This is a genomic window from Streptomyces sp. IBSBF 2435, assembly GCF_036815005.1.
Lineage (GTDB): Bacteria > Actinomycetota > Actinomycetes > Streptomycetales > Streptomycetaceae > Actinacidiphila.
On the sequence record NZ_JAJSYW010000106.1, the window covers coordinates 1 to 23,062 of the forward strand.

The 23,062-nt window shown below is 74.0% G+C and carries 23 protein-coding genes; 7 read left to right on the plus strand and 16 right to left on the minus strand.

Annotated features, from left to right (window positions below):
* Positions 1-65: 65 nt before the first annotated feature.
* Both V7E46_RS20640 and V7E46_RS20645 read right to left on the minus strand, forming a co-directional pair.
* Positions 66-1,628, minus strand: coding sequence for an APC family permease (locus tag V7E46_RS20640; protein ID WP_443054274.1), 1,563 nt, complete (start codon positions 1,626-1,628; stop codon positions 66-68).
* A 10-nt stretch (positions 1,629-1,638) separates the two neighbouring features.
* On the minus strand, positions 1,639-2,595 hold the full coding sequence (locus V7E46_RS20645) for a hypothetical protein (RefSeq protein WP_333769784.1): 957 nt from the start codon (positions 2,593-2,595) through the stop codon (positions 1,639-1,641).
* Positions 2,596-2,840: 245 nt separating this feature from the next.
* On the opposite strand from V7E46_RS20645, the gene V7E46_RS20650 reads away from it, so the two are divergent.
* From V7E46_RS20650 to V7E46_RS20660, 3 genes are all read left to right on the plus strand, one after another.
* Entirely contained in the window at positions 2,841-4,235 is a 1,395-nt protein-coding gene (locus V7E46_RS20650) for a tetratricopeptide repeat protein (protein WP_333769785.1), read from the plus strand.
* A 96-nt stretch (positions 4,236-4,331) separates the two neighbouring features.
* Positions 4,332-4,697: a nuclear transport factor 2 family protein gene (locus V7E46_RS20655; protein WP_333769786.1), complete on the plus strand. Its 366-nt coding sequence runs from the start codon at positions 4,332-4,334 to the stop codon at positions 4,695-4,697.
* 47 nt (positions 4,698-4,744) lie between these two features.
* Positions 4,745-6,187 carry an MFS transporter gene (locus V7E46_RS20660; RefSeq protein WP_333769787.1) on the plus strand — a complete coding sequence of 481 codons (1,443 nt, stop codon included), beginning with the start codon at positions 4,745-4,747 and terminating at the stop codon, positions 6,185-6,187.
* 151 nt (positions 6,188-6,338) lie between these two features.
* On the opposite strand, the gene V7E46_RS20665 is transcribed toward V7E46_RS20660, so the two are convergent.
* The 6 genes from V7E46_RS20665 to V7E46_RS20690 form a co-directional block, all read right to left on the minus strand.
* Positions 6,339-6,779 (minus strand): nitroreductase family deazaflavin-dependent oxidoreductase, encoded by a 441-nt coding sequence (locus V7E46_RS20665; protein ID WP_329181118.1) that lies wholly within the window; start codon positions 6,777-6,779, stop codon positions 6,339-6,341.
* Positions 6,780-6,842: 63 nt separating this feature from the next.
* Positions 6,843-7,025 (minus strand): hypothetical protein, encoded by a 183-nt coding sequence (locus tag V7E46_RS20670; protein WP_329181116.1) that lies wholly within the window; start codon positions 7,023-7,025, stop codon positions 6,843-6,845.
* Between the two features lie 140 nt (positions 7,026-7,165).
* Complete coding sequence (gene pspAB, locus V7E46_RS20675; protein WP_333769788.1) at positions 7,166-7,723, minus strand: PspA-associated protein PspAB; 558 nt, start codon at positions 7,721-7,723, stop codon at positions 7,166-7,168.
* Positions 7,723-8,622, minus strand: a complete 900-nt coding sequence (gene htpX, locus V7E46_RS20680) for a zinc metalloprotease HtpX (protein WP_333769789.1) — start codon at positions 8,620-8,622, stop codon at positions 7,723-7,725. Before htpX ends, pspAB begins: the two co-directional genes overlap by 1 nt.
* Positions 8,623-8,751: 129 nt before the next feature.
* Complete coding sequence (locus V7E46_RS20685; RefSeq protein ID WP_333769803.1) at positions 8,752-9,705, minus strand: quinone oxidoreductase family protein; 954 nt, start codon at positions 9,703-9,705, stop codon at positions 8,752-8,754.
* Positions 9,706-9,939: 234 nt separating this feature from the next.
* Positions 9,940-11,118 (minus strand): citrate synthase, encoded by a 1,179-nt coding sequence (locus V7E46_RS20690; RefSeq protein WP_333769790.1) that lies wholly within the window; start codon positions 11,116-11,118, stop codon positions 9,940-9,942.
* A 110-nt stretch (positions 11,119-11,228) separates the two neighbouring features.
* On the opposite strand from V7E46_RS20690, the gene V7E46_RS20695 reads away from it, so the two are divergent.
* Together V7E46_RS20695 and V7E46_RS20700 are read left to right on the plus strand one after the other, a co-directional pair.
* Positions 11,229-12,515 (plus strand): citrate/2-methylcitrate synthase, encoded by a 1,287-nt coding sequence (locus tag V7E46_RS20695; RefSeq protein WP_333769791.1) that lies wholly within the window; start codon positions 11,229-11,231, stop codon positions 12,513-12,515.
* A gap of 362 nt (positions 12,516-12,877) precedes the next feature.
* Positions 12,878-13,603, plus strand: coding sequence for a dienelactone hydrolase family protein (locus V7E46_RS20700; RefSeq protein ID WP_333769792.1), 726 nt, complete (start codon positions 12,878-12,880; stop codon positions 13,601-13,603).
* A gap of 57 nt (positions 13,604-13,660) precedes the next feature.
* Here the strand turns inward: V7E46_RS20700 and V7E46_RS20705 are convergent, their stop codons facing one another.
* Positions 13,661-13,819 (minus strand): hypothetical protein, encoded by a 159-nt coding sequence (locus V7E46_RS20705; RefSeq protein ID WP_333769793.1) that lies wholly within the window; start codon positions 13,817-13,819, stop codon positions 13,661-13,663.
* A 163-nt stretch (positions 13,820-13,982) separates the two neighbouring features.
* Here V7E46_RS20705 and trxA point away from each other — a divergent pair, with 163 nt between their 5' ends.
* Together trxA and V7E46_RS20715 are read left to right on the plus strand one after the other, a co-directional pair.
* On the plus strand, positions 13,983-14,354 hold the full coding sequence (trxA, locus tag V7E46_RS20710; protein WP_333769794.1) for a thioredoxin: 372 nt from the start codon (positions 13,983-13,985) through the stop codon (positions 14,352-14,354).
* Positions 14,355-14,468: 114 nt separating this feature from the next.
* Positions 14,469-16,013, plus strand: coding sequence for a bifunctional 3'-5' exonuclease/DNA polymerase (locus tag V7E46_RS20715; protein WP_333769795.1), 1,545 nt, complete (start codon positions 14,469-14,471; stop codon positions 16,011-16,013).
* A gap of 22 nt (positions 16,014-16,035) precedes the next feature.
* Here V7E46_RS20715 and V7E46_RS20720 read toward each other — a convergent pair whose 3' ends face one another.
* From V7E46_RS20720 to V7E46_RS20750, 7 genes are all read right to left on the minus strand, one after another.
* On the minus strand, positions 16,036-16,263 hold the full coding sequence (locus V7E46_RS20720) for a hypothetical protein (RefSeq protein WP_333769796.1): 228 nt from the start codon (positions 16,261-16,263) through the stop codon (positions 16,036-16,038).
* Positions 16,260-16,733 carry a hypothetical protein gene (locus tag V7E46_RS20725; protein WP_333769797.1) on the minus strand — a complete coding sequence of 158 codons (474 nt, stop codon included), beginning with the start codon at positions 16,731-16,733 and terminating at the stop codon, positions 16,260-16,262. The genes V7E46_RS20720 and V7E46_RS20725 overlap by 4 nt, the downstream gene beginning before the upstream one ends.
* A gap of 57 nt (positions 16,734-16,790) precedes the next feature.
* On the minus strand, positions 16,791-18,278 hold the full coding sequence (locus V7E46_RS20730) for a sensor histidine kinase (RefSeq protein WP_333769798.1): 1,488 nt from the start codon (positions 18,276-18,278) through the stop codon (positions 16,791-16,793).
* Positions 18,275-19,015, minus strand: coding sequence for a response regulator transcription factor (locus V7E46_RS20735; protein ID WP_333769799.1), 741 nt, complete (start codon positions 19,013-19,015; stop codon positions 18,275-18,277). The genes V7E46_RS20730 and V7E46_RS20735 overlap by 4 nt, the downstream gene beginning before the upstream one ends.
* Before the next feature lie 94 nt (positions 19,016-19,109).
* Positions 19,110-20,492 carry a ricin-type beta-trefoil lectin domain protein gene (locus V7E46_RS20740; RefSeq protein ID WP_333769800.1) on the minus strand — a complete coding sequence of 461 codons (1,383 nt, stop codon included), beginning with the start codon at positions 20,490-20,492 and terminating at the stop codon, positions 19,110-19,112.
* A complete protein-coding gene (locus V7E46_RS20745) occupies positions 20,492-21,784 on the minus strand; it encodes a ricin-type beta-trefoil lectin domain protein (protein ID WP_333769801.1) in 1,293 nt (430 codons plus the stop codon). Before V7E46_RS20745 ends, V7E46_RS20740 begins: the two co-directional genes overlap by 1 nt.
* Before the next feature lie 212 nt (positions 21,785-21,996).
* Positions 21,997-22,974 (minus strand): lysylphosphatidylglycerol synthase transmembrane domain-containing protein, encoded by a 978-nt coding sequence (locus tag V7E46_RS20750; RefSeq protein ID WP_333769802.1) that lies wholly within the window; start codon positions 22,972-22,974, stop codon positions 21,997-21,999.
* Between the last annotated feature and the right edge of the window lie 88 nt (positions 22,975-23,062).

Below are 23,062 nucleotides of genomic sequence, written 5' to 3' on the forward strand. Positions count from 1 at the left end.
CGGGTGGGCGGGGGCCGGTGCCTGGACGTGGGCCGGTGCCCAGGCCCGGTCCTTCACCGTACGGGTCAGGCGGTGGCCTCGGCCGCGGCTGCCTTCTCCAGCTGGAAGGCCTCGTTGCCCTGCCCGATCCTGGCGTGCACCTCGGGCCGCCGGCTCCGCAGTACCAGGCCGCAGACCAGACCGATCGCCGCGGCCAGCGCGATGATGCCGGGCAGGATCCAGCGCAGTCCGTGGCCCGGGTCGGCGCCGAGCAGCACGGAGAAGTCCTTCACCGAGTACACGAAGATCCCCCCGAGCGCGACGGCGGCGACACCGGAGGTGAGCAGCCGCCAGCCCTGGACGCGGGCGGCGCCGCGCTTGACGAAGAAGGTGATCACCGCGACAGCCGCGGTGGCCATCAGCAGCACCACGCCGAGCGCGCCGACGTTGCCCGCCCAGGTGAACAGCCGCAGCACCGGCGCCGTCGGGTCGCCGACCGGCCGGTCGTCGGTGACGGCGAAGGCGACGACCACCACCAGCGAGACCGCGGTCTGCAGGAAGGAGCCGACGGCCGGGGCGCCGCTGGACTTCGAGGTGCGGCCGACCGCCGAGGGCAGCAGTCCGTCGCGGCCCATGGCGAAGGCGTAGCGCGCCACCACATTGTGGAAGCTCAGCATCGAGGCGAAGATGCCGGTGATGAAGAAGACGTTGAGGGTGTCGGTGAAGGCGGTGCCGAGCCGGTCCTGACTGAGCGCGAAGATCAGGTTGGGGCCCTCCTTCTGCGCTCCGGCGACGACGCCCGAGGGGCCGGTGCCGACCGTGATCGCCCACGCGCTCAGGGCGAAGAAGACGGTGGCGAAGCCGATGGCCAGGAACATCACCTTGGACACCACCCGCTGCGGGTCGCTGGTCTCCTCGGCGTACACCGGTGCCTGCTCGAAGCCGACGAAGCCGGCGATGGTGAAGCACAGCGCGGTGCCCAGGCCCGCGCCGCTGAGCGTGCCGGGGTCGAAGGCGTGCACCGACACGCCCTGCGGGCCCGGGTCGCCGAGGAAGCTGATGTCGAACACCAGGGTCAGCAGGGTCTCGATGAGCAGCAGCACACCGAGTGTCCTGGCATTGAGGTCGATCTTCAGCGCGCCGAAGGCCGCGGTGATCGCGACCCCGCCGAGCGCCGGAATCCACCAGGCGACGTCGTGGTGCCAGTGCTGGGCGATCTGGCTGGAGATCTCGAAGCCGAAGATGCCGTAGGTGCCGATCTGCATGATGCTGTAGGCGAACAGCGCCACATACGAGGCGCCGGCGCCGGCCGTACCGCCGAGGCCGCGGGCTATGTAGGCGTACAGCGCACCGGCGTTGTGCACGTGCCGGCTCATCTCGGCGTAGCCGAAGCTGAACAGGATGAGCACGGCGCCGACGATGACGAACAGCAGCGGCACCCCGACGATGCCCATGGTGGCGAAGGTGGTGGGGATGACGCCAGCCACCACCATCAGCGGTGCGGTGGCCGCGAGTACCGAGAGCAGCAGGGCCGGCGCGCCGATCCGGTCCGCGCGCAGCGCGCGCTGCTCTCCCTTGAACGTGCTGATGCCGGTCGTACTGCCCGTCAGCATGGCTCTGTTCCTTCCGTGGGGGGGGTGGTTGCCCATAGGGCGGGTGCTAGGCGGGACCGAAGCCGAGCGCGACATTGCGCGCGGCGCGGAAGGCCTTCTTCGGGTCGCGGTCGTAGTACGACCAGGGGACGCGGGTCGCGTGGGGGCCTATCCGGTTGAACAGCGCGGCGGCGGCCACCGTGTCGCCCGCGTGGGCGTGCACGAAGGCCAGATGGTTGAGGTCGAGCAGCAGCCGCGGGTGGTTGCCGCCGTCCCACTCCAGCCACCAGTCGAAGGCGCTGCGCAGATTCGCCCTGGCCCGCGAGCTGGTCCAGAACGGCAGCCCGGTCGGCTCGGCGGGCAGCGCGCCCGCCGCGGCCAGCACGTGGTAGCGCTCGACGAGGGCGACCAGCGGCAGCACACCGAGCGGTGAGCCCTGCCCCGCCTCGTCCGCGGCCCACTCGGCGAACTCGTACACCTCGTGGAAGGGGTCGTCGCCGTCGGTCTTCTGACGCTCCGCCAGGCAGCGGGTCATCAGGTAGTGCCCGTGGTGGTGGCCGCGGTGCCGGCCGCGTACCTGGTCGAAGGCGCGGACCTGCTCGTCGTCGGTGCCGGTGCGGCGGGCCAGGATGAGCAGGCCGAGCCACGGCGAGGGGTCGGCCGGGGTCATACGGGCCGCCCGCAGGCAGGCGTCCCGGGCCGATTCCGCGCTCTGCCGGCCGGCCACGGCCCGGAAGACCGCGGCGGTCGCGCACAGGGCGGCGGCGTCCGCGCTCTCCGGCTCCGCGAGCCGCCATTCCTCGGCCCATGCGGCGGCGGACCGGCCTTCGCCGAGCACGACCAGCCGGTGGCCGCGCAGGTCCCAGTCGTCTCCGGTGCGCGCGAGCAGCGCGCGGACCTCCGTCCAGCGGCCCTGTTGCAGGGCGGCACGAACGGCGACCAGCTCCTCGTCGCCGAGAGCGGTGTCGAAAGCCACGTTGTCCTTGCCACGCGAAAAGCGGAAGGGTGGCGGCGGTGGGGTCATCCGCGGGCAGCCCTCCACGGCGCGCGTTACGTCATGTGATCGCCAACAGCCAAGCGGTAGGCGGCCGTCCGGTACAAGTCCGGTCCTGTTGTCTTGCTGTAGTCCCGTAGGGTGGCGTCGGTTTGGAATCGGGAACCCGGGGGTTCGCGCATTCCGCTGCGCGGAAGAGGTTCGGGCTGGTATTCGAATAGGCGATTCGCTACGACGTGGAGTCGCCGTTGGGCGGCGCGGCAGGGACCGGGTGAATGGACGGCACAAACGTGGCACGCGAGGGCTCCGCCGCCTCGACGCATCCGCTGGCCTACGTCCGGCGCAGGCACGGCTGGAGCTACCAGGACGTCGCCCGGGTGATCGCCGAGCACGCGCGGGCGCTCGGGGTGCCGATGGCGGCCCGGCGCGAGAAGGTGTGGCGCTGGGAGCACTGGGGCGTCGTCCCCGAGGCCGACAGCCAGCGGGCGCTGGCCCGCGCGCTCGGCATACCGGCGCGTGAAGTCGACGCCCGCCCGTGGCCGCGCTGGCTGCCCGCGCACGGCGGGATGCCCGACGGGCTGCCCTGGACCACCGAGGGCAGCCTGACCGCGCTGGCCTCGGTCCTCGACGACACGCCGGCCGGCCCGTGCGGTGTCCCGATCGCCGACGAGCCGGCGCTGCTCGACGCGATCGCCGACTGGGACGCGGCGGGCGCGGAGGACGCCAGGCACCGCGGCGCCGCAGCCGCCGAGCACCCGCCGGTCCAGGCCGCAGCCGCGGCGGAGCACTCCGTGGTCGACGGATCCGCGCTCGACTGGCTGGAGGCCGGGGTCACCGGGCTGCGGCAGCTGGACGACCGGCTCGGCGGCGCGGCCGTACGGCACCGGGTGGAGGCCGATCTGCGGCTAGTCAACGGGCTGCTGCGGCGCGGGCTGCCCGGGCGCGCCGGACGCTGGGCGGAACGGCGGCTGCTGCGGGTGGCCGCGGACCTGGCCCAGCTCGGCGGCTGGGCCGCCACCGACTGCGGCCGCCACGGGGCCGCCCAGCGGCACTGCCTGACGGGCCTTCGGCTCGCGCACAGCGCGGGCGACCGGCCGCTGGCCGTCGCCCTGTGGGGCGCTCTCGCGCTCCAGTCGGTGATCGCTGACCGCCCGCGGGACGCGGTGGCCGCAGCAGAGGCGGCGGTACGGGCGGCGGGCGGCGGTCCTCCCTCGGTCCGTGCGCTGGCCGCGAGCCGGCTGGCCAGGGCGCACGCGGCGGCCGGCGCCGAGGGCGCCTGCCGGCGGGCCGAGGCCGAGGCGGAACGGCAGCTGGACGCGGCGGGCACGGACCCGGGGCCGCCGTGGCTGTACTGGCTGGGCACGGCCGAACTCACCGCGCAGCACGGCCTGTGCCTGCTCGCGCTCGGCCGGGCGGCCGAGGCGGCGCCGCTGCTGGACCGGGCGCTGGAGCGGCTGGAGCCGTCCTTCGTCCGCGACCGCAGCCTCTACTCGGCCCGCGCCGCCGAGGCGCACGCGCGTACCGGCGACCGGGACCGCGCCATGGAGCTGGGCCGGGAGGCCGCCCGGCTGTCCCGGCACTGCGGCTCACCGCGGCTGGCAGCGGCGCTCGACACGCTCAAGGGATGCCTGGACGAGGACGGGCGGCAGAGCAGGACAGTCATTACCTAACGATGACCGATTCCCCCGTACGGCCGGCTCCGTAACGTCGTGACCTGCAAGGAGACGGCGCAACCCGGCGCCGGCGACAGCAGGGAGACATCCGTCATGAGCGACATCCAGCAGCTGGTCGAGCAGTACATCGCGGTGTGGAACGAGACCGACCCGGCCGCCAGGCGACAGGGGATCGACGCGGTCTTCGCCGCCGACGCCCGCTACACCGACCCGCTGGCCGACGTCACCGGGCGGGACGCGCTCGACGCGGTGATCGCCGCCGTGCAGGCGCAGTTCGCGGGCCTGGTCTTCACCCTCGGCCCGGTCGACGCGCACCACGACATCGCCCGCTTCACCTGGGAGCTGGGACCGGCCGGCGGCGAGTCGCTGGTGGTCGGCTTCGACGTGGTCGCCACCGGCGCCGACGGACTGGTGCAGCACGTCCTCGGCTTCCTCGACAAGGTGCCGGCCGCCGCCTGACCTGGCGCTCCGCCGCTCAGCCCCCTTCTCGTGACAGGAGTTCCGTCATGGCCTCGGCCACCTCCACGCTCTCCCCGTCCGCGCCCGGGAGCGCCGCTCCGGACGCCGGACGGCCCGGTCTCGGCCTGCTGGTCCTGCTGGCCGCCACCTTCATGACCGCGCTCGACATCTTCATCGTCAATGTGGCGATACCCGCGGTGCAGAGCGATCTGGGGGCCGGCACCGCGGCGATCGAGTGGGTGGTGGCCGGCTTCGGCCTGGCCGTGGCCACCGGGCTGATCACCGCCGGCCGGCTCGGTGACATCTTCGGCAGGCGGCGGATGTTCACGGTGGGGCTCGCGCTGTTCACCGCGACCTCGGCGGCCTGCGGCTTCGCGCCGACCGCCGGGACACTGGTGGCGGCGCGGGTGCTGCAGGGGCTGTCCGCGGCCCTGATGGGCCCGCAGGTGCTGGCGATCCTGCAGACCGGCTGGACGGGCAGGGCGCAGGCCCGCGCGTTCAGCATGTACGGGCTGACGATGGGGGTCGGCGCGGTCTTCGGGCAGCTGATCGGCGGTCTGCTGATCAAGGCGGACCTGCTGGGGCTGGGCTGGCGGGCGTGCTTCCTGATCAACCTGCCGGTGGGCCTGGCGGCGCTGGCCGCCACACCGCGGGCGCTGCGCGAGTCGCGGGCGCCGCGGCGCCCGCGGCTGGACAACACCGGGGTGGCGCTGTCCACCGCCGCGGTCGTCGCCCTGGTGCTGCCGCTGATCCAGGGCCGTTCGCTGGGCTGGCCGCTGTGGACGTGGCTGTGCCTGGCCGGGTCCGCCGTGCTCTCCACGGTCTTCGTGGCCCACCAGCGGCGGCTGGGCGCGGCGGGCGGCGACCCGGTGCTCGACACCGCGCTCTTCCGGCAGCGCGGCTTCGCCGCCGGGGCGCTGGCGCAGCTGGTGTTCTGGGCCGGCCAGGGCTCGTTCTTCCTGGTCCTCGCCCTGTATCTGCAGGCGGGCCGGGGGCTCGACGCCCTGGCGTCGGGTGTGGTCTTCCTGGCCATCGGCGTCGGCTACCTGCTCACCTCGACCGCGGCGCACCGGCTCGCGGAACACCTCGGCAGCCGTACGGTGCCGGCGGGGGCGCTGTTCATGGCCGCGGGTCTGGGCGCGCTGTGGGCCGCGGTGCACGCGTCGGGCACCACCGGCAGCCTGTGGGAGCTGGTGCCCGGGCTGTTCCTTGACGGCGTCGGAATGGGCATGGTGATCGCGCCGCTCACCCATGACGCGCTGGCTACGGTCCCGGCGCACCTGGTCGGCGCGGCCTCCGGGGTGGTGGCGACCGTCCAGCAGGTCAGCGGTGCGCTGGGAGTCGCACTGATCGGCATCGTCTTCTACCACGCGGCGGGCGCCGGGGCGCCGGAGCACTACCCGCGCGCCTTCGGTCTCGGCCTGGCCTTCCTGCTGGCGCTCGAACTGCTGCTGGCCGCGCTCACCGCCCGCCGCCCCGGGGCGCGCTGACGCCGGGACACGCCGGACGGCAGCACGGGTGAGGGGCGCCCCTCCATGACGGGCGCCCCTCACCCGTGCACCGCCGGCCGTCCCGTCCGCAGGACCTGCCCCGGACGCGGTGGCGCCGCGCCGTTGATCCCCGGGGAGCGGGGAGCGGGCGTCAGGTGCGGACGAGCCGGACGACGGGGATGTCGCGGTCGGTGCGCTCCTGGTATTCGGCGTAGGGCGGGTAGACCTCCAGCAGGTGGGGCCACACGCGGGCCTTGTCCTCGGCGGACAGCACCTCGGCACGGGCCGCGAAGCGCTCGCCGAGCACGCGCAGGTGGACCTCGGGATTGGCGACGAGGCTGTTGAACCACAGCGGGTGCTCGGTGGCGCCGCCCTTGGAAGCGACGATCAGGTAGTCGTCGCCGTCACGGCCGTAGATCAGTACCGTGCGGCGCCACTCGCCGGTGCGGCGGCCCTGGTAGTCGAGCAGCAGGCAGGGCGAGCCCTTGAGGTCGGTGGCTTCGGTGCCGTCCGACTCCTCGTAGCGCTTGGCCTGTTCCGCCACCCACGATTCGGGGCTGATCTTCACCGTGGCGGGGTCGTAGACGGTCATCCGTATGCCTCCTAGAGGGTTGTCGGCAGCGCTTCCCACTCTAGATCCCCGCCCCGCCCCGGCTCAGCGGCGACGCCGTCTGGACGGGTACGACCAGCCGGAGCCGACTCCGGCGAGGTGCAGGGCCACGAAGCACAACCCCGCGATCATCAGGCTTATCGGCGTGAAGGCCGCGTCCGTGTCGGTGCTCGTGACGTTGATCAGGTAAGCGATGGCGAAGATGACGGCGCCCACGGCTGCCAGCATGTGACCCTCCTCGGCGATGGCCGCCTCTGCGGGCGGCGATCGGTCTCCGGACGCCGGCGGCGTCCGTCACCGACCGTCTGCCCGGCAACCGTCTTTCGACGCACGCCGGTTCGATTTCCGCGGCCGTACCGGGAGGCGGCTCACTCCTCCAGGCCGGGCGCGCCCCAGACCGGGAACCAGCGGGACAGATCGGCCTCCAGCCGCAGGTCGTTGGCGACCAGGGCATTGACCTGGAGTTCCAGCGCGTGGTCGCGCTTCTCGCCGGGCAGCGGCGCGAAAGGGTAGAAGGAACCTCTTTTGTAGAGGTAGACCAGGGCCATCCGGTGGCCCTCGGGATCGTGGAAGCCGACCAGGGAGCACAGCAGTTGCGGGCCGAAGCCGTTGGCCTCCAGCGCGGAATTGACGGCGTGCAGATCCGTGACGAGGTCGGTCATCCCGGTGGGCTCGTGCCGGGACTGCAGCCAGGTGTAGCCGTACGAGTCGCGGCTGGACTCGACCTCCAGCAGGGCGTGCAGGTCCTGCTGGACCTCGGTGAAGGCGCCGCCCTCGACAGCCGCGAAGCACACCGCACCCAGGCCGGTCGGGCGCAGTCCGCTCGCCGCCTGGAGGGTGATCGCGGCCGAGGACAGCCCGAAGAGCTGGTCGAGGTCGGGGCGGACCGGCTTGCTGCGGCCGAGCAGCACATCGAGCAGGCCCATCAGCGGCGGTCCAGTTCGACCGTGATGGCGGCGAGCTGGGCCAGCCGCTGTTCGAGGCTGGGGTGGGTGGCCAGCAGCTTGGAGACGGTGGGGCTGGTGGTGAGCGCGGGGGCGAAGTAGAACGCGTTGAAGGGCTCGGCGACGCGCAGGTCCTTGGTGGGGATCGCGGCCAGTTCGCCGCTGACCTTGGTGAGCGCGGAGGCCAGTGCCGACGGGCGGCCGGTCAGCAGGGCGGCGCTGCGGTCGGCGGACAGCTCGCGGTAGCGCGACAGCATCCGGGTGAGCAGGAAGCTGATCACATAGACCACCGCGCTGACCAGCGGTACGAGGATGAACAGGACGGCGGTGCCCGGGTCGCGGCTGCGCCGGAAGCCGCCCCACAGGCCGATCCGGGTGATGACGCCGGCCAGGATGCCGAGGAAGGACGCGATCGTCATCACGGCGACGTCCTTGTGCGCGACATGGGACAGCTCGTGCGCGACGACGCCTTCCAGCTCCTCCGGCTCCAGTCTGCGCAGCAGCCCGGTGGTGACGCACACCACCGTGTTGTTCTGATTGCGTCCGGTCGCGAACGCGTTGGGCACATCGGACTGGGCGACGGCGACCTTCGGCTTGGGCAGGTCCGCGAGCGCGCAGATCCGGTCCACGACGCCGTGCAGTTCCGGCTGCTCCTGCGCGCTGACCTCATGGGCGCCCATGCTGAATGCGGCGATCCGGTCGCTGAACCAGAACTGGACCACGAAGAGCAGTCCGGCGATGATCACAATGATCGGCCAGGCGCCGTGCAGCAGGGCGATCAGCGCGCCGACGAAGACGACATAGAGCAGTCCGATCAGGAACATCGTGACGACCATGCGGGTCGTCAGTCCCCGGTCCTGTGCGAAGCGGTTGCGTGGCATGGCCCCTCCCGAGCTGTGCGGGGGCGCGGGTCGCGGAGGGCGGCCCTGCGTGCTCCACTGGTTGTGAGTGTGCCTGCACCTTCAACTGTTGCACCGGTCCAACGACCGGGACGACCCTTCCGGTTCCGCTCATCGGGTCACATCGAGCACCAGCTTCCCCGTCGTGCGCCGGGCGCGCAGGTCGGCGTGCGCCACGGCCGCCTCGGAAAGGCCGTAGACGCCGCCGAGCCGGGGGCGGAGCCGGCCCTTCGCCGTCATGGCGAGCAGCTCGGCCAGCGGCTCGTGGTACATCCCCGGGCGGCCCAGGCAGTGCATCAGCCAGAAACCGACGACGGCCCGCGACCGGCCCATCAGCTGGGCGGGCTGCACCGGGGTGGGAGGGGTCCTCGACGCCATTCCGTAGGCGACCAGTCGGCCGAACGGGGCGAGGGCGGCCAGCGAGGCGTCGAAGACCGGGCCGCCGGTCATCTCCAGCACGATGTCGACCTTGCGTCCGCCGTTGGCCGCGGTCAGCCGCTCGGTGAGGCCTTCCGGGTCGCCGTCGACCGCGGCGTCGGCGCCCAGTTCCAGCGCCAGGTCGCGCTTGTCCTGGGTGGACGCGGTGGCGATCACCCGGCCCGCGCCGAACTCCTTGGCGAGCTGGACGGCGAGCGAGCCGGTGCCGCCGGCCGCCGCGTGCACCACGACGCTCTCGCCGGGCGCCAGCCGCGCCGACGTCCGCAGCAGGTGCCAGGCGGTGAGGCCCTGCACGATCAGCGCGAGCGCCTGACCGTCGGTGACGTCGTCGGGCACGTCGTGGGCCAGCGCCTCCTGGACGGCGGCCTTCTGGGCGTATCCCCCGTTGTCGGTGAGGGCGACGACCCGGCGGCCCCCGGCGGTCCGGCCGACGACCTCGGCGCCCGGCACCATGGGCAGGGTGGAGCGGGCGAGGTACGAATTCTCCACGGTGTGCGTGTCGGCGTAGTTCACCCCGGCCGAGTCGACGTCCAGCAGCAGCTGTCCCGCACCCGCGACCGGATCGGGCAGTTCGGCCACCTTCAGGACGTCGGGTCCGCCGAATTCGGTGATCTGTATCGCCCGCACGGCGACTCCTCCGGGGTAGGCCTCGCGCCGGGGTTCCGGCACGCTCCCGATATTACCGACTGGTCGGTACGGAGACCACCCGTGGCGGTGTGCCGCCGCCTTTCGGGGCCCTCGGCACATTCCCGCGCCTTCCCCCGCCTCCCTATGCGCCTTTCGGTGCCTCTCAGTGCCTCTCAGTGCCTCTCAGTGCTTTTCCGCGCCTGTCCTCGCCTGGCCACGCGCGTCCCGCCGCGGTCAGGCCGCGGGGACCGGCCGGGGCGGCGGCGGGCCCACATAGCGGGCGGACGGGCGGATGATCTTGCTGTCGGCGGCCTGCTCCAGGATGTTGGCGCTCCAGCCGACCACCCGGGCGGCGGCGAAGGTCGGCGTGAACATCTCCCGCGGCAGCCCGCACAGCTCCATCACCACACCGGCGTAGAACTCCACGTTGATGTGCAGCTCGCGCCCCGGCTTCAGCTCCGCGAGCAGCGCCTCCGCGCGCTCCTCGACCTGGACGGCGAAGTCGACCAGGTCGCCGCCGATGTCCTGGGCTATCCCCTTCAACAGCCGGGACCGCGGGTCCTCGGTGCGGTAGACGGGGTGGCCGAAGCCCATGATCCGCTCGCCGGCCGCGATGTGCTCGCGCAGCCAGCCGTCGATACGGTCCGGGCCGCCGATCGCGTCGAGCGTGTCGAGCGCGCGGCTCGGCGCCCCGCCGTGCAGCGGTCCCGACAGCGCGCCGACCGCGCCGACCAGGCAGGCCGCCAGGTCCGCGCCGGTCGAGGCGATGACCCGGGCGGTGAAGGTGGAGGCGTTGAAGCCGTGGTCGACGGTCGAGATCAGATACTGCTCGACGGCCCGCGCCCGGTCCCGGTCCGGCTCCTCGCCGGTGAGCATGTAGAGGTAGTTCGCGGCGTACGGCAGGTCGTCGCGCGGCTCGACGGGCTCAAGGCCGCGGCCGAGCCGGTGCAGCGCGGTCAGCAGTGTCGGTACGGCCGCGCAGGCGGCCAGCGCGTCGGCCTGCCGCCGGGCCGGGTCGAGGTCGTACAGCGGCCGGAATCCGGCGGCGGCGCCGGTCAGCGACAGCGCCGTACGCAGCCCCGCGAGCGGCCCCGACGCGCCGGTGGCGCGGGCCACGGCGGGCAGCGCGTCCTTGACGGCCGCGGGCAGGTGGCGCAGCCGCGCGGTCTGCCGGGTGAAGCGGGCGCGCTCCTGCGCGGTCGGCAGTGTGCCGTGGAACATCAGGTGCCAGACGTCCTCGAAGCCGCGGCTCGCGGCCAGCTCGACCGCCGAGAACTCGCGGTAGTGGTAGAAGCCCTCGGTTCCGCGGACGTCGCCGAGCACGGTGTCGGTGACGATCACGCCCTTGAGGCCGCGCGGGGCTTCGAGCGGGGCCGCCTGCGGCGGTGCGGTGGGCATTTCGGTGGTGGGCATCGGTTTCCTCCTCGGCTCTTGACTTGACTGTCCATGATTGATTATTAGTGTGTCAATGTTGATTGATCAATGTGGACGACAATAGATGCGGGGTGGATACGGTGGCGCCCATGACCGACGGAACAGCGGGCGGCGGCGAGCGCGAGCGCATCAGTACGCGGGAGGCCGCCGACCGGCTCGGCGTCAAGCCGGAGACGCTGTACGCGTACGTCAGCCGGGGGCTGCTCGGCAGCCGGCGCGCCGCCGGCGCGCGGGGCAGCACCTTCGACCCGTCGGAGGTCGCCGCGCTGGCGGCCAGGGGCCGTGCGGCCACCGCGGGCGCCCCCGCCTCGGGCGACACCGAGGGCGGCTGGGGCCGGATCCGTACCGGCATCACGCTCATCGACCCGGCCGCCGACAGCTACGCCTTCCGGGGGGTGGACGCGGTCGCCCTCGCGGAGGCGTACGCGTACGAGGAGGTCGCGGAGTGGCTGTGGACCGGGGAGCTGGTCCCCGGCGTCCACTTCACCGCTCCCCCGGCGCCGCTGGCCGCGGCCCGGGCCGCGGCAGGCGCGCTGCCCGCCGGCAGCGGGCCGATGGACCGGATGCGGGTCGCCGTGATCGCCGCGGGCGGGGCGGATCCGCTGCGCTTCGACCTCGCGCGGGACGCGGTGCTCGGGTCGGCGCGCGGGCTGATTCCGACGCTGGTCGACGCGCTGCCGCCGGCCGGCGGGGAAGCCGTGGACAGTGCCGCGCCGATCGCCCGGCGGCTGTGGTCGCGGCTCACCGCGCGGGACGCGGACCCGGGGTCGCTGCGGGTGCTGGACGCGGCGCTCGCGCTGCTCATCGACCACGACCTGGCCGCGTCGACGCTCGCGGTGCGGGTCGCGGCGTCCGCCCGCGCCCACCCCTACGCCGCCGTGTCCGCCGGGCTCGGCGCGCTCGACGGGCCGCTGCACGGGCAGGCCAGCGCGCTGGCCCACCGGATGCTCCGCGATGTCCTGGACCAGGGCGGCGCCGGCCCCGTGGTCGCCGCGCACCTGCGGGCCGGGCAGCGCGTGCCGGGGCTCGGCCACCGGCTCTACCGCGGCGAGGACCCCCGGGCGCGGCTGCTGCTCGCGCGGCTCGCCGAGGTGCCCGCGGCAGCGGACGCGCTCGCCGCGGCGCGCGACACCGTCGCCACGGCGGCGCGGCACACACCGCTGCACGCGAATGTCGATCTGGCGCTCGCGGTGCTGTCGGTCGCCTCGGACATGCCGGCGGAGGCGGGCGAGGCGATCTTTGCCGTGGGCAGGACCGCGGGGTGGGTCGCGCACGCGCTGGAGGAGTACGGGGAGCGGGCCTTGCGGATGCGGCCCACCGGAATCTATGTCGGGCCGGCGGCCCCTCGCCCGCTTCCCCCCGGCGGGGGGCGGTGAGGTCTGCGGTCCCGGCGCGGTTCCTCACGGCCGTGGGGGGTGCCACGTGGCCTGGCATCACACGTGCGGTGCGCTGTGGCCGGGTGCGCAGTTCCCCGCGCCCCCCGGGAGGCGCCCCTTGGCGTGACGCGCCTCCTCAGCTGCGTCGTGGTCGCCTGCGGAAATCCCCGCCCCCCGGGTGGGTGCCACGTGGCGTGGCGCTAACTCCTCAGCGGCATCGTGGCCTGGTGCGCTCCCCCTGTCCGCAGTTGGGCCGACCTGGTGCGTAGCGCGATCCCCGCACGTCAGAGGCGCAGGCGGGCTGTTCTGCCAGTGGTGAACAACGGCCCGGCCGGGGGCGGCGGTCGCTACGGTCCAGGGTTATGACGACGGTGACCGCACGCACGGTCGAGTATCCGGCCGATGGGCTGACGATGATCGGGCACCTCGCGCTCCCGGCGGGGGTCGGCCGCCGACCCGCGGTCCTGCTCGGGCCCGAGGGGCCGGGGCTGAACGACTTCCAGCGCCGCCGGGCCGACGCGCTGGCCGAGTTGGGGTACGTGACGCTGGCCTTCGACATCAACGGGGGGCGCTGGTTCACCGACCCCGCGGAGATGCTGGCGCACGTGACCCCGCTGCTCGCCGATCCCGACCGTATGCGGGACATCGGCCACGCGGCGCTCGACGTGCTGCGCGCGGAACCGCGCACCGACCCGGACCGGATCGCCGCCGTCGGCTACGGCACCGGGGGTGCGATCGCGCTGGAACTCGGGCGCGACGGCGTCGACCTGCGCGCGATCGGGACGGTCAACGCGACCACCACGGGCCGGCCGGGCGAGGCGGCACGCATCCGCTGCCCGGTGTGGGCCGGGGTCGGGTCGGAGGACCCGATCATGCCGCCCGCGCGACGGGAGGCGTTCACCGCCGAGATGCAGGCCGCGGGCGTCGACTGGCGCCTGGTGGTCTACGGCGGCGCTTTGCACGCCTTCCACCACCCGCCGGTCGACCAGGCCGTGGTCCCCGGGGTGGGCCACCACCCGCGGCACGCGCAGCGAGCCTGGCGCGATGTCGTCGGCCTGCTCACCGAGTGCCTGCCCGTAACGGAGTGAGCCGGTCGGCGGCCGGGAACGCGGCCGGCCGGCTCTGACCAGGCTCCCGCCCGCCGGTCACCGCGGCAGGTTTTGGGCGGGGGTGGTCAGGGCGGACCACTCCGGGTCGAGCTGGCCGGGGACCATGCGGCCGGCGGAACGCCACTGCGCGGCGAGGGCGGCGAAGACCGGGACTTCCGTGCCGTGCCGCAGAACCGTTCCGCCACGTGCCGTCACGTCGGTGGCCTGCGCTGTTCTCTGCCTCTGCGTCGGTGCCGTACAGGGACGACGGGTGTGCGGCGCCGCACGCCATGGACGCGGCGCCGGCGCCACTCGGACGAGTGGGGACACGTCCCCGGCGGGCCGGAATTTCCCGGCGCCGCCGCCCGTTGTGGCTGGCATGAGCACTGTGGAGCTGACCAAGGAGAATTTCGACGAGGTCGTGTCCGCCAACGACTTCGTCCTCATCGACTTCTGGGCCGCCTGGTGCGGGCCGTGCCGGTCCTTCGCACCGGTCTACGACAAGTCCTCGGAGAAGCACCAGGACCTGGTCTTCGCGAAGGTCGACACGGAGGCCCAGCCCGAGCTTGCGGCGGCCTTCCAGATCCAGTCGATCCCGACGCTGATGATCGTCAGGGACAAGGTGGCGGTCTTCGCCCAGCCGGGCGCGCTGCCCGAGCCCGCGCTGGAGGACGTCATCGCGCAGGCCCGCGCGCTGGACATGGCCGAGGTCCACAAGTCCGTCGAGGAAGCCCAGGCACAGCAGGGCTGACCTCCCGCTGACGAGCCCGGCGGCGCACAGCGCCGACCGGGCTTTTCGGCGTTCCCTGACACCCGGCCGGCGACCTGCCCGGCCGTTGTCAGTGGTCGGCCCTACCCTCATGGAGTGGGTGGAGCCGTCGACGCCGGAGCCGGGCGGGTGGCCGTCGTGGCCGATCCGGTCGGCGGCGGCGGACGGCTGCGCGGGGTCGGGCGGTGCCATGACGTGAAGCTGGTCGAGACGCTGCTGCTGGGCCAGGAGGGCAGGCACGGCAGGCCGCGTTCGCTGGGGGCGGCCTGGGCACGGCTGCACGACCTGCCCGAGCCGCCGGACGCGCCGGAGTCGGGCGCCGACGACCAGCCGGTGCTGTTCGCCGCCGACCGCCACCATCTGCCGCCCGGCGCCGACCCGCTGGCAGCGCTGGTGGAGGTGCATGCCGCCCAGCAGCGGCGGATCGCCGCGGGCGAGCGGCCGGACCGGATGCGGCTGCTGTGCGCGGCGGAGTCCGCGGGCGCGCTGGCGGCCGTCGAGATGGGCAGGGACGGTCTGCCGTGGAGCGCGCGGGCGCACGACGACCTGCTGACCGGGCTGCTCGGCCCGCGCCCGGCCGGCGGCGCCCGGCCGGCCGGGCTCGGTGAGCTGGCGCAGCGCATCCAGGACGCGCTGGGCCGCCAGGTCAATCCCGACTCCCCCGCCCAGTTGCTGCCCGCCTTCGCGCGGGTCGGTGTGCACCTGGCCTCGACCCGTTCGCACGAGCTGCGCAAGGTCGAACACCCGGCGGCCGAGCTGCTGCTGCGCTACAAGGAGCTGTCGCGTATCCATGCCGCCCACGGCTGGGCGTGGCGCGAGGCCTGGGTGCGCGAGGGCCGTTTCCGGCCGGAGTACGTGGTCGGCGGTGTGGTGTCGGGGCGGTGGGCGACCCGGGGCGGCGGGGCACTGCAGATTCCCCGGCCGCTGCGGGCCGCCGTGGTCGCCGACCCCGGCCACCTGCTGGTGGTCGCGGACGCCGGCCAGTTGGAGCCGCGGGTGCTGGCCGCGATGTCCGGCGACCGGGGCCTGGCCCGGGCGGCGGCCGGCGGCGACCTCTACGCGGCGGTGGCCCGTGACGCCTTCTCCGGGGACCGCCCGCGGGCCAAGATCGCGCTGCTCGCCGCGATGTACGGGCAGACCAGCGGCGAGGCGGGGCAGTTGCTCGCGGTGATGCGGCGGCGCTTCCCGGTCGCGCTGGCGCTGGTGGAGGCCGCGGCCCGAACCGGCGAGGCGGGCGGGATCGTACGCTCGCAGCTCGGCCGTACGTCGCCCGCGCCGTCGGCCGACCGGTTCGTGGACGAGGCGGCGGACCCGGCGGACGGGGCGTCACCCGATCGCAGGGCGGCGAGGTCGTGGGGGCGCTTCACGCGGAATTTCGTGATCCAGGCGAGCGCCGCGGACTGGGCGCTCGCGATGCTGGCCGCGCTGCGCCGCGAATTGGCCGCGATCGGCGCGGCGCCGCGGCTGGTGTTCTTCCAGCACGACGAGGTGGTCGTGCACACCCCGGCGGACCTCGCGCCCGCCGTGGAGTCCGCTGTCGCGGCGGCGGCCGGCGAGGCCCGTCGGCTGGTCTTCGGCGACACCCCGGTGCCCTTCCCGCTGGAGACGCACGCGGTGGAGCGCTACGCGGACGCGAAGTAGCCCGCCGGGGGCGCCGCCCCGGTCACTTGTCGGCCGCGGCGTCGGAGTCGGCGGCCGCGGCGGCCGAGTCGGCGTCGTCCAGCAGCTTCTGCATGTGGGCGACGTCCGAGGCGGCGGGCGCCGGCGAGGTGCTGCCGGGGCTGCCCGGACTGCCGGCCGCGTGGCCGTGGCTGCCGCAGCCGGTGAGCAGCAGCGCGGCCAGCGCCCCGGCCGGCAGCACGGCCAGCGCCCGGCGGTGGGCCCGGCTCATTTGCCGCTGCCCTTCGCGGTGTTCTTCGCGCCGTTCTCCGCCGCGCCCTTGGCCTTGTCCTTCGCCGGGAAGTGCTGGGTGCCGCACCAGCCGCGGACCGCGTCGAGGTCGGTCGAGCGCTTGGTGAGCGTCGGGACCAGCGACTGGCGGAAGGTCAGCCTGTCCTTGAGGAACGTCGAGACGGCCGTGTCGCCCTTGGCGTCGGCGTGGGAGATCCGCTGCTGGAGCCGGGCGATCGAACCGCGTTCCGCGGCCGGCCCGTTCAGCCGGGCCAGTGCCCGGTCGATGCGCGCGTCGACCGTCGGCAGCCGCTTGCACAGCGCGCGGGCGCCGTCGCCGGTCGGCGCCTTGCCCGCCGAGGTGGCGGCGGCGGAGGGCGTGGGGGTGGTGTCGGCGGCGGCGGTCCCGGCCGCGGTGAGCAGGGCGGCAGCCGCCGCGGTGACGGCGATCGCGGTACGGGTGGTGCGCATGGGTGACCTCCTCGGTGACAGCACCGGCTGCTGCGCGGTGCGGGTGTCGCCAGGAGGCTAGGAGCGGTCTTTGTGGAAATCTTGTGGGGCGGCGGGAGCGGCGGCGTCCGCGGTGAGCCAGTCGCGCCGGCGGGGCAGGGCGGGCCCCTGGGCCATGCGGGGGATGTCGAGGACGAACCAGGCGCCGGGCGCTCCGTCGGGGCGGTCGGTCACGGTGACGGCGCCGTTGTGCAGGGCGGCCTGCTGGCCGACCAGCGCCAGGCCGAGGCCGGATCCCGGGCTGTCGGGGCGGCGGTGGAAGCGGGTGAAGACCGAGTGCCGGGCGGCGGGCGGCACGCCGGGCCCGTGGTCGCCGACCGTCAGCCGTACGGCAGCGCCGTCCGCGTCTGCCCGCAGGGCCGCCTCGATCGGGCCCGCCCCGTGCACGACGGCGTTGGTGAGCAGGTTGTCGACGGCGGAGCGCAGGCCCTGCGGCCAGCCGCGTACGACACAGGGCCCCGTGGCGTGCGCGGTGACCGGCGCGTCGGGATGGTCGCGGCGCAGGTCGCGTACCGCGGAGTCGAGCAGGTCGGCGAGGTCGACGGGCACGAAGGCGTCGGCCTCGACCAGGTCGCCCTGGGCGAGGGTGCGCAGCATCACCAGCAGGTCAAGCAGCCGTTCGTGGCCGGCCCGCAGGTCGGCGACGACCTCGGCGCGTTCGGCCCCCTCGGGCGCCGGGTCGCCGTCCAGCACGTCGAGGTTGATCCGCATGCTCATCAGCGGGGTGCGCAGTTCGTGCGAGGCGGCCGAGGAGAAGGCACGCGCGGTGGCCAGGGCCTCGGCGGTACGGGCGGCCTGCTCGTCGTAGCGGGCCAGCACGGTCCGCAGGGCGCGGGCCAGGCCGTCGACCTCGGGGACGCCGGTGCGGGTGTGGTCGAGCCGGGCGGCGCTGGTCCGCGGGTCGATGCCGGCGGCCCTGCGCTGGAGCGCCAGCAGCGGGCGGGCGAGGCGTACGGCGGCGAGCCAGGCGGCGAGCCCCGCGACCGGCGCGGTCAGCAGGGCGACGGTGAGCACCCGGCGGCGTACGTGCGCGATCTGCCGCCGGCCCGCGGTGTCGGTGGCGTACAGCCACAGGGTGCCGCTCGCGGCAGGCCGCACCGCGGTGAGCGGCACGGCCAGCACCCGCCAGCTCTGCGGGCCGGCCGCGACGGTGACCGGGCGGGCGGCGTCCTGCGCCGGGGGCAGGGTGACCGAGGCGGCGGGCTGCGGGCCGCCGGTGACGGTGACGGTGCCGCCGGGGCCGGTCACCCGGATGCCGACGTCGAGCGCGGCGGTGAAGAGCTTGCGCTGCCTGGCCTGTTCGACGCTCGCCGGGCGGTCGTTGGCCATCGCCCGCAGCAGGCCGAGGGCTTCGGGGTGTACGGCGGCGGCGCGTTCGCGCAGATGGGCGTCGGCGGCGGCGTGCACGTCCCGGCCGACCAGCCGGACCATGATCCAGCCGGAGCCGAGGACCAGCAGCGGGACGACGACCGCGACGGCCAGCGCGATACGGGTGGACAGTCTCATGTGCCGCTCCCGCCGCCGTCGCCCGGGCGCAGGACGAAGCCGACCCCGCGCACGGTGTGCAGGATCCGGGGGCGCCCGCCGGCCTCGAGTTTCCGCCGCAGATAGCTGACGAAGGTGTCGACGGCGTCGGTGCGCACCTCGAAGTCGTAGCCCCACACCCGGTCGAGCAGCTGATCGCGGGTCAGGACGATGCCGGTGTTGCGGGCCAGCGTCTCCAGCAGCTCGAACTCCCTGCGGGTCAGGTCGAGCGGGTCGCCGTCCCGGGCGGCGGTCCTGGCGGCCGGGTCGAGCACCAGGCCGCAGGCGCGCACCTGGTCGTCGGGGCGGGGCGGGCGGCGGCGCAGCAGGGCGCCGAGCCGGAGCACCAGCTCTTCCAGCGCGAAGGGTTTGACCAGGTAGTCGTCGGCGCCCGCCTGGAGTCCCGCGACCCGGTCGGCGACCTCGTCGAGGGCGGAGAGCACCAGCACCGGCAGGTCGTTGCCGGCGGCGCGCAGGGTGCGGCAGACCTCGATGCCGTCGATGCCGGGCATGGAGATGTCCAGCACCAGCACGTCGGGGGCGGTGGGGCCGGCGAGCAGGCCGAGTGCGGCAGCGCCGCCGTCCGCCTCGCCGACGGTGAAGCCGCGCAGCCGCAGGGCGCGGCCCAGCGAGCGGCGGATGGCGGCGTCGTCGTCCACCACCAGGACCCTCCCGCGCCCGTCGCCGCCCGGTGGCGTGGTGCCTGCGTCGTCCGTCATCGCCGTCGTGCCTCCGCTCCCCGGCCGCCGTCACATGATGCATCGCGGGAACCATGCCTGCGCGGCCGGGGAGCGGAGTGCTGGTGCCGGGGTCTCACCCGCCGTACTGGGCGAAGGTGCGGGTGAAGTCCCAGGCCTGCTGCGAGACACCCGAGCAGGTGTCGTCATTGGGGTAGCCGCCGGGGCAGGGCCGGTCCCGGTTGGCGGACCAGAAGGTCAGCCGGGCCAGGTGGTGGGTCTGCGCGTAGGCCAGGATGGTGCGGAAATCGGCCACGGTGACGGTCTCGTTGTTGTCGGTGATGCCGTTCATCGAGGAGATGCCGCTGTGCCGGTATGCCTGGTCGTCGGTGTAGCCGTAGGCGTTCTTCACCGCGTTCTTGAGGCCGTCGGCGGCCTTGGTGGTGAGGGTGCCCATGTTCTGGCCGGCGCCGCCGAAGTCGAACGGCATGATCGTCCAGCTGTCGACGGTCAGGCCGGAGGCCGCCGCCTTGTTGATCAGGCCGGTGTCGGGGCCGCTCTGCCCGGTGCCGATGGTGACGTAGACCGCGATGCCGGGGTTGTTGGCCTTGACGGTCTTGAGCGCGTCGACGGTGCGCTGCTGGACGGTGCCGTTGCTGTAGGCGTCGGCCTCGATGTCGATGTCGATGGCCCGCAGCCCGTAGGCGCTGATCACCTTCTGGTAGGCCCCGGCCAGCGCGCTCGCGCTGGTGCAGGACTGCTCCAGCTTGTTGCCGCTGTAGCCGCCGAAGGACGGGATGACGTCGCCGCCGGCCGCCCTGACCTTGTTGATGGTGGCCTGGTCGACGCCGCCGGTCAGCGCGCGTCCGCCGTCCCACTGCGGGTTGCAGGTGCCGTTGCTGAGCACGAAGGCGAGGGTGAACCACTTCACGCCGGTGGCGTTCATGATCGTGGTCGGGTCGGGCGGGTTGCCCCAGCCGTTGTAGAGGTACGGCGCCACGGCCTGCACGCCGTTGGCGGGCGGTGGACTGGTCGGGGGTGTGCCGCCGCCGGCCGGCAGCGTCCACTTCTGGTTGGCGGAGCCGGAGCAGTCCCAGATCTGCAGCCGGGTGCCGTTGGCCGAGCTGGGGCCCGTCGCGTCGAGGCAGCGGCCGGAGCCGGCGTTGACCAGTTGTCCGCCGCTGGCGGTCCATTTCTGGGCGTTGCTGCCGTTGCAGTCGTAGAGCTGCACCTTCGTACCGTTGGCGGTGCCCGCGGCGGTGACGTCCATGCACTTGCCGAGCGCGCGGAGCGTACTGTCGGAGCCCACCGTCCAGGACTGGGCGGCCGTGCCGTTGCAGTCGTAGAGCTGCACCGCGGCGCCGTTGGCACTGCTCGCGCTCGCGACGTCGACGCACTTGCCGCCGTAGCCGGTGATCGCGCCCGACGGGTCGGCGCCCGAGGCCTGGGTGATGCCGAAGGTGCCCAGGGTGCCGGCGGCCAGGGCGGTGGCGAGCAGGATGGCGTGTTGTCTTCTCATCAGCCGTTCACGGTCCACTTCTGGTTGGCGGTGCCGGAGCAGGTCCAGATCTGCAGCCGGGTGCCGTTGGCCGAACTGTTGCCTGTCGCGTCGAGGCACTTGTTCGCCGCGGGATTGACGATGTCGTGGGCGGCGGTGACGGTCCATTTCTGGGCGTTGCTGCCGTTGCAGTCGTAGAGCTGCACCTTCGTGCCGTCGGCGGTGCCGGCCGCGGTGACGTCCATGCACTTGCCGAGCGCCCGGATCGTGCCGTCGGAGCCCACCGTCCAGGACTGGGCGGCCGTGCCGTTGCAGTCGTAGAGCTGCACCGCGGCGCCGTTGGCACTGCTCGCGCTCGCGACGTCGACGCACTTGCCCGCGAGGCCGGTGATGGCGTGGCCGGTGCCGGTGCCGCCGCCCGAGGTGTCGGAGGTGGTCACATGGACGTAGTCGACCACGAGCTGCTGCGGGAAGGCGGTGCTGCCGTCGGGGTCGCCGGGCCAGTAGCCGCCGACCGCGAGGTTCATGATGAGGTAGAAGGGGTGGTCGAACACCCAGCGGTTGCCGCCCACGTCGGCGGGCGTGCGGGTCTCGTAGACGTTGCCGTCAACCGACCACTTGATCGAGTTGGGCGCCCAGTCGACGGCGAAGGTGTGGAAGGCGTCGGAGAAGCTCTGCCCGTTGGGCAGCGTGTAGCCCGCGCCGATGCCGGCCGAGCCGGAGTAGCCGGGGCCGTGGATGGTGCCGTGGACGCTGCCGGGCTCGAAGCCGACGTTCTCCATGATGTCGATCTCGCCGCTGTTGGGCCAGCCGGCCGAGCCGATGTCGTTGCCGAGCATCCAGAACGCCGGCCACATGCCCTGGCCGCGCGGCAGCTTCATCCGGGTCTCGAAGTGGCCGTAGGCCTGGGTGAATTTCTGCGGGGTGGACAGCCGCGCCGAGGTGTACTGGCAGGTGCCGTACCAGCACTGGTAGTTGGCCGGATTCTCCTTGCGGGCGGTGATGACCAGGTCGCCCTGGCCGTCGAGGGCCGCGTTGTGGGTGCCGCTCGTGTAGTACTCGCGCTCGTGGTTGTTGACGTTGTCACCGGTCTCGTAGCCCCATTTGGAGCTGTCGACCGCGCTGCCCGCGGCGCCGTTGAAGTCGTCGGTGAAGGTGGCGGTGGCGGCGGCCGGCGCCGCTGCGGGCACGGCGGCGGCCCGCGCGGGGGACGCGGTCTGCTGGAGCAGGCCGCCGACCAGCAGGGCGGCTGCGGCCAGCAGCGGGAGGGGGCGTATCCGTCTGAACCGTCGGGTGGGGGGTGATGCCGACATGCCGGACTCCTCGGTAGGGGCGGCGGAAGAACACAGGACCCAGAGCGGTCATGCTCCTGACATTCGGCGAGCCGGACCGCACCCCGGGCGGATGCTGCTCACCCGGGGCGGACTTCGCTCACGTCTTAGTTCAGGACGTGATTTAAATGGCCGGGCGAAGTGCCGTCAATACTTCCGACAAAGGTCTGTACCAAGAACTTCCCGCGGACCCCTCACAGTTCTCTGCGCCGCACCAGCACCGCCAGCACCAGCACCCCGGGCACCAGCGGCAGCCAGGCCGTCACCAGCCGGTAGCCCAGGACGGCGGAAGTGGCGGCGACCGCGGAGGCGCCGGCGGTGACCAGCGCGAGGCCGAGGGCCGCGTCCAGCGAGCCGAGGCCGGCCGGCGTCGGCAGCCAGCCGGCCGCGGTGCTGGCGAACAGGTACGCCACCACGACCCCGCTCACCGGCACCGGCGCGTGCAGCGCGCGCACCACCGAGACCACCACGGCCGCGTGCATGGCGGGGAAGGCCAGCGAGCCGCCCCACAGCGCCACCACCCGGGCCCGGTTGCCGTGCAGCACGCGGACGTCGCGGGCGACCGAGCCGAGGAAGTCCCGCAGCCGGTCGCGCAGCCGGCGGGCGCACCGGGTCAGCACCACGCCGCCCGCCACGAGCGCCGCCACCACCCCCGCGATCACCAGCGGGTGGTCGGGGACCTCGGGCCCGCCGCCGGTGACCCGGTGCAGGTGCAGGGCGCCGGGGAAGAGCACGAGCACCGCGAGCAGCAGCGCGACCCGGCCGATCACCGCGGCGCAGGCGCGTACCGCGAGCGCCGCCACCGAACGGGTCGGGCTCAGCCCCCTGCGCACCAGGAACCGCAGGTTGACGGCGTTGCCGCCGACGCCGGCCGGCAGCACGTGGTTGGCGGCCGAGGCGGCGAACTGCGCGGCCAGCAGCAGCCCGGCCGGCAGCCGTTCGACGACCGCGCCCTGCTGGGCGGTGGCCGAGCAGACCCAGGTCATGAAGGCGGCGCAGCAGGCGACCGCGAGCCACTCGCCGTCCGCGGCGCCGAGCCGGCCGGCGCTGGAGCCGATCATCGCCCACTTGCTGGACACCAGCACCGCGACGGCGACCACCGGCAGCAGCACCGCCATCGACCGGACAGAAGCGCGCTGCCAGCCGCCACCCTCGCTGCGGGCGATGGACACGGGGACTCCTCGTCGCGTGGGGCACGGCGACGGGGCGCCGCAGGGAGCGGGACAGCGGTCCTGGCGGTGGTGGGGAACGGGGCCGGGC

Excerpts from the sequence above, each read along its gene's own strand:
- V7E46_RS20640 (WP_443054274.1), bottom strand. The coding sequence starts at position 1,628 with ATGGGCAACCACCCCCCCCACGGAAGGAACAGAGCCATGCTGACGGGC.
- V7E46_RS20645 (WP_333769784.1), bottom strand. The coding sequence starts at position 2,595 with ATGACCCCACCGCCGCCACCCTTCCGCTTTTCGCGTGGCAAGGACAAC.
- V7E46_RS20650 (WP_333769785.1), top strand. The coding sequence starts at position 2,841 with ATGGACGGCACAAACGTGGCACGCGAGGGCTCCGCCGCCTCGACGCAT.
- V7E46_RS20655 (WP_333769786.1), top strand. The coding sequence starts at position 4,332 with ATGAGCGACATCCAGCAGCTGGTCGAGCAGTACATCGCGGTGTGGAAC.
- V7E46_RS20660 (WP_333769787.1), top strand. The coding sequence starts at position 4,745 with ATGGCCTCGGCCACCTCCACGCTCTCCCCGTCCGCGCCCGGGAGCGCC.
- V7E46_RS20665 (WP_329181118.1), bottom strand. The coding sequence starts at position 6,779 with ATGACCGTCTACGACCCCGCCACGGTGAAGATCAGCCCCGAATCGTGG.
- V7E46_RS20670 (WP_329181116.1), bottom strand. The coding sequence starts at position 7,025 with ATGCTGGCAGCCGTGGGCGCCGTCATCTTCGCCATCGCTTACCTGATC.
- pspAB (WP_333769788.1), bottom strand. The coding sequence starts at position 7,723 with ATGGGCCTGCTCGATGTGCTGCTCGGCCGCAGCAAGCCGGTCCGCCCC.
- htpX (WP_333769789.1), bottom strand. The coding sequence starts at position 8,622 with ATGCCACGCAACCGCTTCGCACAGGACCGGGGACTGACGACCCGCATG.
- V7E46_RS20690 (WP_333769790.1), bottom strand. The coding sequence starts at position 11,118 with ATGCCCACCACCGAAATGCCCACCGCACCGCCGCAGGCGGCCCCGCTC.
- V7E46_RS20695 (WP_333769791.1), top strand. The coding sequence starts at position 11,229 with ATGACCGACGGAACAGCGGGCGGCGGCGAGCGCGAGCGCATCAGTACG.
- V7E46_RS20700 (WP_333769792.1), top strand. The coding sequence starts at position 12,878 with ATGACGACGGTGACCGCACGCACGGTCGAGTATCCGGCCGATGGGCTG.
- trxA (WP_333769794.1), top strand. The coding sequence starts at position 13,983 with ATGAGCACTGTGGAGCTGACCAAGGAGAATTTCGACGAGGTCGTGTCC.
- V7E46_RS20720 (WP_333769796.1), bottom strand. The coding sequence starts at position 16,263 with ATGAGCCGGGCCCACCGCCGGGCGCTGGCCGTGCTGCCGGCCGGGGCG.
- V7E46_RS20725 (WP_333769797.1), bottom strand. The coding sequence starts at position 16,733 with ATGCGCACCACCCGTACCGCGATCGCCGTCACCGCGGCGGCTGCCGCC.
- V7E46_RS20730 (WP_333769798.1), bottom strand. The coding sequence starts at position 18,278 with ATGAGACTGTCCACCCGTATCGCGCTGGCCGTCGCGGTCGTCGTCCCG.
- V7E46_RS20735 (WP_333769799.1), bottom strand. The coding sequence starts at position 19,015 with ATGACGGACGACGCAGGCACCACGCCACCGGGCGGCGACGGGCGCGGG.
- V7E46_RS20740 (WP_333769800.1), bottom strand. The coding sequence starts at position 20,492 with ATGAGAAGACAACACGCCATCCTGCTCGCCACCGCCCTGGCCGCCGGC.
- V7E46_RS20745 (WP_333769801.1), bottom strand. The coding sequence starts at position 21,784 with ATGTCGGCATCACCCCCCACCCGACGGTTCAGACGGATACGCCCCCTC.